The sequence below is a fragment of the Amycolatopsis sp. NPDC005961 genome (assembly GCF_040629235.1).
Classification (GTDB): domain Bacteria; phylum Actinomycetota; class Actinomycetes; order Mycobacteriales; family Pseudonocardiaceae; genus Amycolatopsis; species Amycolatopsis camponoti.
In genome coordinates this window covers 29,298-42,549 of record NZ_JBEXVF010000032.1, presented here as the reverse complement: position 1 = coordinate 42,549, position 13,252 = coordinate 29,298, and the positions used below count along the sequence as shown (strand labels likewise).

At 71.1% G+C, this 13,252-nt stretch carries 7 protein-coding genes; all 7 read right to left on the bottom strand.

What is annotated here, in order from left to right; translation table 11 throughout:
- Complete coding sequence (locus tag ABZ342_RS26490) at positions 1 to 5,826, bottom strand: type I polyketide synthase (protein ID WP_360478134.1); 5,826 nt, start codon at positions 5,824 to 5,826, stop codon at positions 1 to 3.
- A gap of 150 nt (positions 5,827 to 5,976) precedes the next feature.
- The gene (locus ABZ342_RS26485; RefSeq protein WP_360478131.1) at positions 5,977 to 6,771 is read right to left on the bottom strand and encodes a TIGR03084 family metal-binding protein; all 795 of its coding nucleotides are present in this window, start codon (positions 6,769 to 6,771) and stop codon (positions 5,977 to 5,979) included.
- Between the two features lie 225 nt (positions 6,772 to 6,996).
- Positions 6,997 to 8,649 (bottom strand): GMC family oxidoreductase, encoded by a 1,653-nt coding sequence (locus ABZ342_RS26480; protein ID WP_360478128.1) that lies wholly within the window; start codon positions 8,647 to 8,649, stop codon positions 6,997 to 6,999.
- Entirely contained in the window at positions 8,646 to 9,203 is a 558-nt protein-coding gene (locus ABZ342_RS26475; protein ID WP_360478125.1) for a DUF5987 family protein, read from the bottom strand. Before ABZ342_RS26475 ends, ABZ342_RS26480 begins: the two co-directional genes overlap by 4 nt.
- Positions 9,204 to 9,241: 38 nt before the next feature.
- A complete protein-coding gene (locus ABZ342_RS26470; RefSeq protein WP_360478122.1) occupies positions 9,242 to 10,240 on the bottom strand; it encodes an enediyne biosynthesis protein in 999 nt (332 codons plus the stop codon).
- Positions 10,241 to 10,244: 4 nt separating this feature from the next.
- Entirely contained in the window at positions 10,245 to 12,218 is a 1,974-nt protein-coding gene (locus tag ABZ342_RS26465) for a CRTAC1 family protein (protein ID WP_360478120.1), read from the bottom strand.
- A complete protein-coding gene (locus ABZ342_RS26460) occupies positions 12,215 to 13,198 on the bottom strand; it encodes a DUF1702 family protein (RefSeq protein ID WP_360478117.1) in 984 nt (327 codons plus the stop codon). The genes ABZ342_RS26465 and ABZ342_RS26460 overlap by 4 nt, the downstream gene beginning before the upstream one ends.
- Positions 13,199 to 13,252 lie beyond the last annotated feature (54 nt).

Sequence of the window (13,252 nt, the reverse complement as noted above, 5' to 3'; positions counted from 1 at the left end):
TCAGTTCCCCTCTGCCTGGAGCACGGCGAAGACCACGGGGTCCGGCCGGTCGTTGACCGTGGTCGACCAGGTCGCGATCAGGGCCCCGCCGCAGGCGAGCAGCGCCCACCCGTCGGACTCGACCCGGCGGACGGTGAGCGCCTGGGTCATCAGGCCGGTCTTGCGCACGCATTCCAGCGCGCTCCACACCCGGGTGTTGGCCACCGCGAGCGGCTCCCCGGTGTCCGCGGCCAGCAACCGGCCGACAGCGACGAGCTCGTCGCCGAGCAGCCCGGCCCAGTCCTCGTCGGTGCGCTCGATCGCGCTCTCGATGTCGCAGGTGAGCTGCCCGCTGCCGGTGACGGCCAGGGTCAGCTGCGCCGTGTGCGACGCGCTCACCTCGACGCCGTCCGATTCCGGCTTGCCGTCCGGGCGGTAGCGGATCTCGAGCCGGCGGTCGATGCTCCGGCTCGCGGCCAGCGCCGTCTGCGCCCGCCGCTCGGCGATGCCTTCGGCCGGGCTGCCCACCGGGTCCGGTTCGACGACCACGGACCGCGTCCCGCCGAGCAGCCGCTCGCACGCCCGCTCCACGTGGGACCCGAGCATCGACGGGACCCACGGGCCCGCGCCGTCGCGCTTGCGCACCGCGCGCAGCATCAGCCCTTCCCAGCGTTCGACCAGGGTGCCGTCCGGGTTGCGGACGTCGAGGTCGTAGACGTAGCTGTCGTCGTCCTGGTACCGCTCGCGGGCGTCGAGCAGGACGTACTCGTCGTGCTGCCCGCCCGGTTCGGCCAGGAACAGCTTCTCGATGCTCTGCGGCAGCAGGGTCGCGTCGGGGATGCAGCACTGGATCGCGTGCATCATCGCGTCCCGGGTACCCGGGTCCGCGAGCAGCTGCTCCTGCGGCAGGAACGGCGCGAACCAGTTGACGTTCGCGGTGGTCGCGATTTCGGCCACCGCGTGCCGGGCACTGGCCCGCCGGTAGCCGACGACGCGCTGGAACCGCTTGCCCTGGAACAGGACCGTGCCGTAGAGCTCGCTGATCGGCTCCACCGGAACCGGCGGCAGCGGGACGTCCCGCCGCACCGCTTCCCCGAGCTCCGCCGGGCGGGCGAAGTTCAACCGGGCACGGAAGTGGTCGGCGCTGAAGCCGGTTTCGTCGCTGCGGAGGACGACGTCCACGGTGTCGGCGTCCCGGGCCAGCGCGGCCAGCCGGATCGTCGTCGACCGGCCGGGCGAGACGATGATCGGCCGGAGGAACTCGACGTTCTCCAGCACCGGGGTGCCACCACGGCCGAGCGTCGCCGTCGCGGCCTGCGTCATCGCCTCCATGCCCAGCACGGCCGGGAAGAGCAGCTGGCCGTCGAGCAGGTGGTCGACCAGGTACGGGTCGCTGCCCGCGGACAGCTCCGCCTCGGTGATCAGCTCGACGCCGGGGTAGTGCACGACCGCGCGGTCGATGAACCGGGTCAACGGCAGCTCGCGCCGCTGGATCGGCAGCGTGGGCAGGCCGTTCATCCGGCCGCAGATCACCAGCACCGGCGGGGTGGCCGGGTCCGACAGCAGCCGGCGCAGGATGGCGATGCCGTCGTCGAGCGGGATCGGCGTGATGCCGTCGCGCTGCAGGGCGGTGACCACGCCGAGCTTCTCGCCCATGCCGGCCCCGGACCAGACCGACCACTCCAGCGCGATCGCCCGCGCCTGCGGGTACTCGCGGCCGAAGCGCAGCGTCGCCTCGGTCAGCCAGTCGTTCGCCGTGGAGTAGTGCGCTTCACCGCGCAGGCCCGCGCGGCCGATGATGCTGCCGAACGTGACCAGCAGCTTGATCCGGCTCTTGTCGACCGCGTCGAGCACGGCGTTGAGACCGCCGATCTTCGGTGCGAGCGTCTTGCGGAAGGTGTCCTCGGTCAAGCTGAACAACGCGGCCGGCTCGTTGCGGCCCGCGCCGTGCATCACCGCGGTGATCGGGCCCAGGTCGGCCTCCATCCGGGCGACGGCCTCGGCGACCTGCGCGGCGTTGGTGACGTCGGCCCGCTCGTAGCGGTGCCGGACGCCGGCCGCCTCCATGCGGTCGAGGTTCTCGGCCAGTTCGGCGTCCTGCTCGGGATCGCTGCGGCCGAGGAGGGCGAGCTTCGCGCCGGAGTCCTTCGCCAGCGCCAGCGCGCTCTCCGCGGTGATGCCCTTGCCGCCGCCGGTGACCAGCAGCACGTCGCCGCGGTCGAGGGTCTCCGGGATCGGCCCGGTCGGTGCGGCCGGGAGGCTGACCAGCCGCGGCACCGTGCGGCCGCCTTCGCTGTCGTAGCGGGCTTCGGTGAAGTCCGTCGTCGCGGCGACTTCGGCGACCACCGCCGCCACCGCCGTCTCGATCGCCGCGGGGTCGGTGGGCGTCGGGTCGGCCAGGTCGACGATCGTGGTCTTCGCCGAAGGGTCCTCCAGCCGCAGCGTCTTCGCCAGGCCGGAGGCGCCGTACCCGTGGTGCACCACGACGAACCGCGTGCCGTTGGGCGCGGACAGCAGGGTCCGGGCCGCGTCGAGGAACAACCCGACGTGGCTGGAATCGCAGTCGGCGGGCAGGCACAGCAGGACGCCGTCGCCGGCGCCGCTGCGGGCGAGCGCCGCGCGCAACGGCTCGGCGAGCTGGTTGCGCCGCGTGGAGAACACCTGCCACTCCGCCGAACCGGCGCCCGCGGTGAGGTCCGCGGCCGGGCGGGCCGCGGGCAGGTACTCGACCGCGAACGGGCGGACCCACGGCCCGATCCCGGGCGCCTCGCCCTTGCCGGCACCGTCGTCGGGCTTCGCCGTCTGCGCAAGTTCGTCGATCATCTCGGCGAGCTCGCCGAGGCAGACCGTGGCGAAGTTCGGCATGCCCTCCAGCGCCGGGCGGCCCAGCGCGCGGGTGACGTCGTTGACCAGCTGGCCCACGGTGATCGACGACAGGTGCAGGTCGTCGAGCGGGTGGGTGTCGGCGGTGACCGACTCCAGCGGCAGCTCGACGCGTTCGGCGGCGAGCTTGCGGAGCAGATCGAGGGTGCTGCCGCTGTCGGCGGTGTCCACGGCCTCGGCCTCGGTGGCCTGGGCCCGCTCGGCGGCCAGCTCGGCAGCGAGGTCGGCGTCGATCGCGGGCGCGGCCTCGCAGGGGCTGGCCAGGAAGCGGAAGACCCCGTCGGCGGGCAGTTCCCGGACCACGCGGCCGGCGAACAGCCGCTCCGCGGTGACCGGCGCGCCCAGCGCGAACGCCGCGCCCAGCACCCGCAGCACCCCGGCGAGGGAGGCGTTGTCCGTGTCCAGCGCCAGCACCGGCGTGCCCGGTGCGATCTCCTCGAACAGCCCGGTGAGCACCCGGCCGGGGCCGACTTCGATCACCAGGTCGCTGCGTTCGGCGACCTTCGCCGCCGCTTCGCGGAACCGGACCGGCTGCACGATCTGGTCGCGCAACAGCTCGGGCAGGTTCTCCGCGGCGTGCAGAACGTCACCGGTCACCGTGGAGACCACCGGGCGTTCGAGCCGGGCGAAGGAGAACTCGGCGAGCCGTTCGATCATCGCGGTCGCCGCGGGCTCGACCTCCGGCGAGTGGAACGCGTGCGACACCTTGATCCGCCCCGCGCCGACGCCCTGAGCCTTCGCCCGGTCGACCACGCGGTCGACCGACGCCGCCGGGCCGGAGATCACCGTCTGCTGGGGGCCGTTGTAACCGGCGATGACGACGTCCGAACCCAGCCCGAGCTCTTCGGTCCGGCCGGGTGAGGCCGCGATGCTGGCCATCGCCCCGGTACCCGGGCCGACCTCGGTCGCCATCACCTTGCCGCGGATCTTCGCCAGCTGCAGCACATCCCGCTCGCCGACCGCGCCGGCCCAGTGCAGGGCGGTCAGCTCACCGAGGCTGTGCCCGGTGGCCGCGTCGGCCTCGATGCCGAACGCGCGCAGCACGCGCAGCCCGGCGAGCGAGCCGGTGACAATCCGCGGCTGCGCCACCTCTGTGGCGACCTGGTCGCCGGTCACCGGCAGGGCCGCCGCGTCGTGGATCTCGGCAGCCGTGGCGAACCTCCGGCGCAGCGCACTGTCGCCACCCCGGCCCGAACCCTGACCGGGGAACAGGAACCCGATCTTCGGCGCCGACGGGCGCGAGCTCGCGAAGATGCCGTCGGCCGCGTCGAAGACCGACGGGCCCTCCTCGAGCAGTTCGAGCAGCCGGGTCAGCTTCCGCTCGGCCTGCTCGGGGTTGGCCGCGACGACGGCGGCCCGGACCGGCTTGCCCGACAGTTCCCCGGCCAGCGAGCCGGCCAGGTCGGTCAGCTCGGCGAAGGACAGCTTGGGCACCAGTTCCAGCAGCGCGGCGATCCGGCCGCGCAGGGTGGCGACGTCGTCGGCGTCGAACAGCAGCAGTTCGGCGTCCTGGCGGCCGGCGACCAGCTTGCGGGAACGCTCGTCCAGGTCGGCGCGGCGCGCCGCGTTCGGCGCCTCGGCCACCGTGACGTGCGAGTTGATCCCGCCGAAGCCCATCGCGGACACCCCGGCGCGCACCGGCTGGTCCGACGGCCAGAGCGTGGCTTCACGCGGGACGTACATGCGGGCGGAATCACCGGTCAGCGACTCGTGCGGCACGTAGTGCCCGGTCGCCGGCGGGATCACCTGGTGGTAGACCGACAGCGTGGCCTTGATCAGCCCGGCGACGCCGGCGGCGGCCTTGGTGTGCCCGATGTTGCCCTTGATCGTGGACAGCGCGGCCGGCTTGGCCAGCGGGTCCGCCTCCCGGCGGGCGCCGGAGAGCGCCTCGATCTCCGTGGCGTCACCCAGCGCGGTGCCGGTGCCGTGCCCCTCGAAGTACGACACGGTCTCGACGCCGTAGCCCGCACGGGCGTAAGCGCGCTTCAGGGCCAGCTGGTGGCCGGCAGCCTCGGGCCGCGTGATGCCGCCCTTGCCGTCGGAGGAGATGCCCCAGCCGGCGACGGTGGCGTAGATCCGCTTGCCCTGCTCGATCGCGTCGGCTTCGCGCATCAGCACGAGCATGCCCGAGCCTTCGCCCGGCCAGAAGCCGTTCGAGTCGGCGTCGTAGACCTTCATCTCGCGCTTGGCGAGCGCCCCGGTCTTGGCGAAGCCGATCACCTCGAACGGGTCGATCGAGAGGTCGACGCCACCGGCGATGGCCACGTCGAGGTCGCCTTGGGCCAGCGCGTTCGCGGAGCTGACCACCGACAGCAGCGAAGACGAGCAGGCGCCGTCCACGGTGTAACCGCCGCCGGCGAAGTCGAAGTAGTTGCAGACGCGGCCGGCGATGGTGTTGGCCAGGCCGCCGGCCAGGGTGTCCTCGTTGATCTCCGGGAACGGCTCCTTGTACTGGACTTCCAGCTCCCGCAGGAAGTCGGCCGTCTCGTCGTCGGCCCAGCCGCGCTCGGCCAGCGCCGCGGCGACCGTGCGCCGGACGAAGGGCCAGCGCAGCCGCAGCACGTTGGCGCGGGAGAACTCACCGGTGAGGCTGTTGCCGATGACCACGCCCGTGGCCGTCTTCGGCGCTCCTTCACCCTCGGGGAACCCGGCGTCGGCGAGGGCCTGCTCGGCGACCTCGAGCGCGAGCCAGTGCGTCGTGTCGGTGGCCCGGAAGGTGCTGCCCGCGACCTTGTGCGCGACGCGGTCGAACTCGTAGTCCCGCAGGACCGCCGCGTTCTGGGCGTAGAACCGGTCCGGCGCCTTCGGGTCGGGCGAGTAGTAGTCCGCCCGGTTCATCCGCTCGTCGGGCAGCCGGCGGAACGCCCGCCGGCCGGCCAGCACGTTCTCCCAGAGCTCGTCCGGGGAACTCGCGTCCGGGTACCGGAGGCCGATACCCACGATCGAAATCCGCTCACCGCTCATGCCCACGCACTCCCACTGGCTCTTGTGCCCCGGTAACCGATCCGGTCCCAGCATGGCTCCGCCTGCCGGTCACGTCTTCTTTCTCCATGCCCGCGGCCATCTTGTCCGCACGCAGCGACAAACTTGATTCCACTGTGGACAGACTCCCGCTCAGTCGGCGAACTGCCCCGGCGCCCGGCCCTCGCCGGCCGGACCGCGATAGGCCTGCGCGATGTCGAGCCACGCGTCGGCCAGCGCGCCCTCGGCGCGGAGGTCGAGGTCGGCGCGGTGCCGGCGGCGGGTGACCAGCAGGCAGAAGTCCTCGGCGCTGCCGGTGATCCGCTCCTGCGAGTCCGCCGGCCCGAACGCCCAGACCGCCCCCGAAGGGCCGGTGATCTCGAACCGGAACTCGGCCTCCGGCGGCGTCAGCCCGTGCGCTTCGTAGCCGAAGTCCCGGACGCGCACGGCGAAGCCGACGAGGTGGCGCAGCCGGTCGGTGCGCTCCGGGCGCACGCCGAGCGCGTCGGCGACGTCCTGGCCGTGCCCGAACAGCTCCATCATGCCGGCGCACGCGAGGACGTACGGCGGCAACGGCCGCACCAGCCACGGCACGAGCTGGTCGCCCGGCACCGCGGCGAGCGCCTTGATCGCCTGGTCGCGATCGGCCCGCCACTTCGTCAGCAGCACCTCCGCCGGGTCGTGCTCGAACTCCTTCAGCGCCGCGTTGACGGCCACGTCGAGCCCGCCGGTGAGGGACTTCGTCATCGCGACGAAGGTTTCCGGCTGCGCCGCGGCCAGCCCGGCGATGCGGAGGATGAACGTGAGGTGGGCGATCTGCTCCCGGACGCGCCAGCCCGGCGCCGGGGTCGGCGTCTCCCACTGCGCTTCGGCGAGGCCGGCCACGAGCTCGTCGACCACGGCGGCCTCAGCGGTCAAGTCGGCGATCACGCCCGTCGTGTCAGTCACCTGTGCCGTCCTCTCGAACCTCGGATACGTCCTTGGGTGGGCCCGCAGTGGCCGCGGGGCGGGGGAACCGCCACCGCGGCCACCGGGGGACGGCGGATCGGTGCACCGGGGCGACGGCCTGACCCGGACTCGGGGTCGGTTGTCCCGGGGCTGCGAGGTCCCGGTGCCCGATCTGCCTCCCGGTCGTCACGTCGCGACGACCGGAGTCTTCACTTGACCAGCGGTTCAGCTGCCGGCCACCAGGTCCAGTTTGGACACCGCGCGACGGCCGGTGATGGAGCCGTCCGGCGCCGGGGCGCCGTACTTGACGTCGACGCCGCGCTCCTGCAGCGCCCGGACGATGCCGGGCACGGCCCGCTCGGCCAGCGCGGCGATCGTCATGGCCGGGTTCACCGTCAGCGCACCGGGCACCGACGCGCTGTCGGTGACGAAGATGCCCGCGTGGTCGCGCAGCTCGTGGCTGGGGTGCAGGGCCGACGTCGCCGGGTCGTCACCGATGCGGCAGGAGGCCAGCGGGTGCACGGTGTACGCGCCGACGACGTCGTTGGTCCACGGTGCGACCTTCGCCAGACCGTCCTTCTCGATGATCGCCTTGCAGTCCGCGTCCGCCAGCGCCCAGCCGCGCAGGGTGTTCGCCGTCGGTTCGTAGCGCAGCGACCCGCGGCCGAGCATCTGCTGCGAGATGCGGTAGGCGTTGCCCGTGGGCGGCGGAGTGCCGAACACGCCTTCGTTGTCGTCCTCGGTCATGAGGAAGATCGTCAGCCAGTTGGCCCACTTCTCGAGGATCTGCTTCTTCTCCGCGCCGAACCACCGCGGCTCCTCGCCGCCCGGTGCCTGCGCGAGGATCGTGCCGAGGCCGGGCGGGAAGTACAGCTGCTCCAGCGAATACCGCTCGTACTCCGGTAGCGAGCCGTCGAGCTTGTCCCAGTTCGCCACGGTCGGGCCCTTGCCGATGTGGTTGGCCGCGTAGACGGCACCATCCTCACGGGACAGTCCGAGCACCTCGCGCACCCGGTCCTCGTCGATGATCGCGGTGTTCAGCCGCTCCCCGTTGCCGGAGAAGTACCGGCCGACGCCGTGCGGCATCTTGCCCAGGTCCGCCTCGGAGCGTTGGAGGATCACCGGCGTGGCCCCGGCACCGGCGGCGATGATGACGATCTTCGCCTCGAGCACGCCGGAACCGGTGTGGATCCGGTAGTCCTCTTCGTCGATCAGGTCGAAGTGGACCCGGTAACCGCCGTCCTCGGTGCGCTCCAGCCGCTCCACCTCGTGCAGCGGCCGGATCTGCGCGCCGTGCGCCAGCGCGGCCGGCAGGTAGTTGGTGAGCATCGACCGCTTCGCGTCGAACCGGCAGCCCGCCATCTGGAAGTTGCAGTTGGTGCAGCGGTCGTTGTCCACCGCCACCGGGGCCGGGTTCGCCGTGCGGCCCGAGTGGTTGCAGGCCGCGGCCCACAGCCCACCCGCGTACGAGACGTCGTTCCAGTCCTGTTTGGACACGGGGATCGACTCGTCCACCCGGTCGTACCACGGTTCGAGGGAATCGCGGCTGATCTCCACCGGCCACATCCGGCGGCCGATGCTGCCGTGGCGGTCGAACACGAACTTCGGCGCCCGCGGCATCGCCGCGAAGTACACGACGCTGCCGCCCCCGACGCAGTTGCCGCCGAGCACGCTCATGCCGTCGCCGGCGACGAAGTCGAAGACCCGCGTGTAGGACGAGCCCAGCAGGTAGTCGTGCTCGAAGTCCTCCGCGGCCAGCCACGGCCCGCGTTCGAGCACGACCACCTTCGCACCGCCCGCCGCCAGATGGTAGGCCGGGATCGAACCGCCGAAGCCGCTGCCGACGATGACGACGTCGGTCTTTTCGATGGCGCTCATGCCGGGCTCCCCGAAGGTGTGGTGTCGGGATGGAGATCGGCCAGCTTGCGGCCGTAGGAGAACTTCGGGAACCGCCACAGCCCGTCGGCGTCCGGGAGCCGGTAGCCGAGGGCGAGCAGCCCGGGGTGACCGTTCTCGAGCGCCTCCTTGGTGTGCCGGTGCGGGGCGGTGTCGAAGGCCATGTTGCAGAACAGAGCCAGGCTCACCCACCCCTCCTTCTCCGGGTGCCCCGGTTTGGTCAGCCGGGTCACCAGGGCCCGCCGGTGCCCGTACGGCAGCGCGACGAACGGCGGGACGTCGGTGTCGAGCTCCAGCTCGACCTCGCCCGCGTACGACTTCGCGTGGTCGTTCAGCGACTGCACCAGGTAGGGCAGGCCGGCGGTGATGCCGGTGGCGTCGTGGTCGAGCAGTTCGAGCGCACCCGCCGCCACCGCGCCGGGCCCCGGTGCGGCCCCCGCCACCGCGCGGTCCTCCGGGTATCGCTTCTCCCCCGGCACGATCGTGTCGGCGTACGCCTCCAGGGTCAGCACCTGGACCTCTTCTTCGCTTGCCACCGGCCTACCTCCTCACCAGAATGTCCACATCGGAGCGATCACGCCGCCAAGGGCTTTTCGTCGCCGGACGGCGCGGGCGGCGCCGCGGCGAGCTGCACCTTCTGCGCCGCCTGCTCGGCCTCGAACTTGATCCGCGCCTTGTTCGAGAAGTGCAGGCCCCACAGGAACAACCCGCGGATCAGGCACACCGAAGCGGTGGCGAAGAACAGCCCGTAGGCGATGTGCGCGGCGGTGAAGAACCCGTACATCATCGCGATCCCGGCCCCGAAGGCGAACTGCGAGACCGGCTTCGACGGCGACGTACCCGGGTCGGTCACCATGTAGTTCGTGTAGAGCACGAACGCGATCCCGGTGCCCATCGCGAGCGCGCCCGGGATGGACGTGTCGAACAGCGCGCCGCGCAGGAAGGCCTGGACGACGAAGAACGACAGCCAGCCGAAGATCAGCCACATCCGGCCGGTCAGCAGCGAGTTGAGCACCGTGCCCGAGATCAGGATGACCGCCACGATCAGCCAGCCGACCCAGGTGTCGACCTTCTCCGAGAAGTGGTACGGCGGCGTCATGTTGACCCACGGGAACACCAGCAGCATCACGGTGATGCCGAAGTTCGACGGGTTCATGTAGTGGCGCAGCCGGCCGTACACCGGCGCCTGCAGCACCCACTTCGCGCCGACCGCGACGACGACCCCGAAGATCATCGCCCAGACGTGGTCGTTGACGTAGGTCAGCATGTTCAGCGCCAGGCCGCTGATGTGCGCGGGGAACAGGAACTCCACCAGCCCCCGGAACCCGTTGCCGCGGAAGCGGACGTCCCGCTTGGTGACCTTCGCGTTGATGATCTCCAGCAGGATCTCCGTGGTGTACGCGGTCCCCACGGCGATGAAGGGAAACAGCCACGGCTGCTCGAAGCCGAGCACGGTGTAGCCGAGGATGTTGAAGATCGTGATCGAGATGGCGAAGCGGCGCAGGGCCGTGATGACCTTGTTGGTCCGCTTCGGCGGTGCAGTGTCCACTTTGGTCGTTATGGGCGTCGCCATGACGTCACATCTCTTCCTTCGCCTGGGTACCGAGCTGGTACATGTGGCAGCCCGGTGCGAGCTTCAGGTCCTGCGAGCGCAGCTGCCCGGTGCGGTCCCGCCACTGCAGGTGCACCGCCAGCGGGCCGGAGACGTTCTCGCCCAGCCCGATCTGGACGTCGAAGCTGCGGCGGCCGGAGTGCCCGCTGCTGCCGTCGACGCGGCCCACGTACTTCTTGCCGTCCGCGGTGGTCACCGTGACCTGGGCGCCGATCGCCGGCGAGCCGGCCGAGGGCAGCGGGCCCGGCGCCACGGGGGCATCGGTGCTCAGCTTCAGCTGCAGGAACTTGCCGGTCTTCGGGCTGTCGTTGTGGTAGAAGACCGGCTGCTCCCACTGTCGCGCGACGGCGAACTCGGGCAGGCCGTCCCCGTCCGCGTCACCGACGCCGATGCCGCGGGTGGGCACCGGAACGGCCAGGCCGAGCTTCGGGCCGAGGTCGATGTAGGTGCCGTCCGAGCGCTTCACGAAGAAGTGCAGGGTCTGGTCGCCGGCGAGGTCGTCGCCGGGCCGGGCGTTCGGCCACCAGAACGGGTTCGACGTCAGGCCGTCGTTGGCCACCGCCAGTTCCTGCAGCTGCGGCCAGCGGTTGACCTGGCCCTTGATGAACCCGGTCGCCTGGGCGATCTGGACGTCACCGCTGTTGTTGAAGTCCTCGATCTTGGGGTCCCAGCCCCAGCCGGACCACGCCGTCCGCGTGTCGCCGCTTTCGTCGTGGAACGGGGCCACGCCGTCCTGCAGCTGCTTGCGCAGGTCCGTGAGGTCCTTGGCGGTGTTGACGAACTGGAGGTTCGACTCCTCGACACCCCACGAGGTGGTGATGTTGCTGACGAAGATGTCGTAGAGCCCGTCGTGGTTGAAGTCGCCGAAGTCGACGCCCATGCCCTTGAAGGAGTCGTTGCCGAGCACCTTCGACTTCGGTTCGGTGACTCCGCGGACCCCGGTGACCTCGCCGAACTCCACGTTCCCCGGCCGCGACTTGTTGTAGAGCAGGTGATCGTGGCCGAAGTCATTGGCGATGTAGAGCTCGGGCAGGCCGTCGGCGTCGATGTCGGTGGCGCTCGCGCCCAGCGTCCAGCCACTGCGGGCGGCCCCGGGGATGCCGGTCGAGGCGTCCACGAAGTTCGCCGTCGGGCGGGTGCCCGCGGTCGCGCCGGTCCAGCGGAAGAGGTACTTCCCGCCGCCGTTCTTCGCGTGCGACATCGACTGGTTCATCGTGATGCCGCCGTCGGCGTTCGGGTCGAGAACCTTGCTGTCCGGGAAGTAGTTGCCGATGAAGACATCCACGTGCCCGTCACCGTCGAAGTCGCCGATGGTGGCCGCGTTGCTGTTCCACAGCGGGCCGTTGTACTGGCCGTCCGGGCCGCGCTTGCTGCCCGGCACCAGCTCGACCGGCTCGTAGGCCGCGGGCGAAAGCTTGGTGGCGCCGGCCTTCTGCAGGAACACCACCGGGGTGCGGCCCCAGTAGTAGACCAGGACGTCCATCCGGCCGTCTTCGTTGAAGTCACCGGGGATGCAGCCCATCGGCGCCATGTACTGCCAGGTCGGCAGCGGCGCGGGATCGAGCGCGAACGGGGCGTAGCGCCCCTCGCCCTTGCCCGGCGCCGACGTGACGACGACCTGGTCACTGCGCGGGTCGACCAGGCACAGGTCGTTGGCCAGGCCGTCGCCGTCGAGGTCGTTCATCGCGATGGCGGCACCGGTCGAGGACATCCAGGCCGAGATGTGCTCGTACTGCTTGTTCAGCGTCCGGACGTACTGCGACTTCGCCGCCGTCGGCAGCGCGATGGTCATCGGGGTGAACTGGAACTTGCCTGCCAGCTGGTCCTGCTCGGCGGCCGAGACGCTCGGCAGGCGCGCGACGAAGAACAACGTCAGCACCAGCGCGATCGCCACGATGCCCGCGAGCTGCCGACGCAGCCAGCGTGTGGTCGCGGTCATGGGTTCACTCCTCCAAGGGTCAGCACTTCGCCGGCGATCCGCTGCCGCCAGGCTTCGAATGCCGGGACCTCGCCGTCGACGACGTCCGCCGGGCGCACTTCCTGGGTGATCGCCGCCGCGCGTTCGGCGGGCAGCCCGCAGATCGCCCGCGTCGCGATCTCGGTCTGGGGGATCAGTACGCCACCGCGCACTCGAGCGTCGGCCGCGAAGGCGCTGCCCTGGGCGAGCTGCCCGCGGTGTTCGCCCGCCCGCTCGGCGAGTTCGACCAGCTCGGCCTCGTCGACCCCGCACGCGTACGTCGACGCGAGCCCGACCCCGGCGTACAGGTCACCGTGGCGGGACGGGGCGAACCCGGCGATCGTCTTCGTCACCAGGTCGACGTCGGTGCCGCAGATGAACCACAGTGCCCGGCCGATGCCCTGGTCCATGGCCCGCAGCGAATAGCCGCTGTACTCCTTGGCCGGCCACGGGAAGCCCGGCTCCTGGTACTGCTGCCGCACGTACTTCTCGGTCTTGAAGTACGCCTGGTGGAAGCCGTAGCCGTCGAGCACCAGCCAGCGCAGCAGCGGGTCGAACCGGTCGGCCTTCGGCCAGGCGAACCGCGGCAGGCGCGCCATCGCCCAGCCGACGCCGACCAGGATGATGTAGTGCTGGTTCGTCCCGCCCGGGCCGGCCACGAAGTCGTCGATGTGCCGGCGGCCGCCGAACGGCAGGCCGTCGAGCATCGCGTAACCCATTCCGGCGCCCTCGTAGGCGAATCCGCGGAACTGTTCCGGAATACGACCCAGCCATTCTTCACACTGGGCGGGAGTCCGCGCTTCCACGGCGTGCGCGTAGCCGAGCAGGAACTTCTCCCCCACCGTTTCCAGCAATTCCTGAGCCTGCGGGCTCTTCTTGTGGAAACCACGCTTGTCCAGCGACGTCTCGGAGACGTCCGGTGTCAGGATGCGGCGCCTCAACGCGCGCCAACCGTCGCCCACGCACTTCCCCCTTACGGGTCGCATGAATCTTTTGCCTAATACGTCCACGGTCAC

What these genes read in the sequence shown, in the direction of transcription:
- ABZ342_RS26490 (WP_360478134.1), bottom strand. Translation starts at nt 5,826, where the DNA reads ATGAGCGGTGAGCGGATTTCGATCGTGGGTATCGGCCTCCGGTACCCG.
- ABZ342_RS26480 (WP_360478128.1), bottom strand. Translation starts at nt 8,649, where the DNA reads ATGAGCGCCATCGAAAAGACCGACGTCGTCATCGTCGGCAGCGGCTTC.
- ABZ342_RS26470 (WP_360478122.1), bottom strand. Translation starts at nt 10,240, where the DNA reads ATGGCGACGCCCATAACGACCAAAGTGGACACTGCACCGCCGAAGCGG.
- ABZ342_RS26465 (WP_360478120.1), bottom strand. Translation starts at nt 12,218, where the DNA reads ATGACCGCGACCACACGCTGGCTGCGTCGGCAGCTCGCGGGCATCGTG.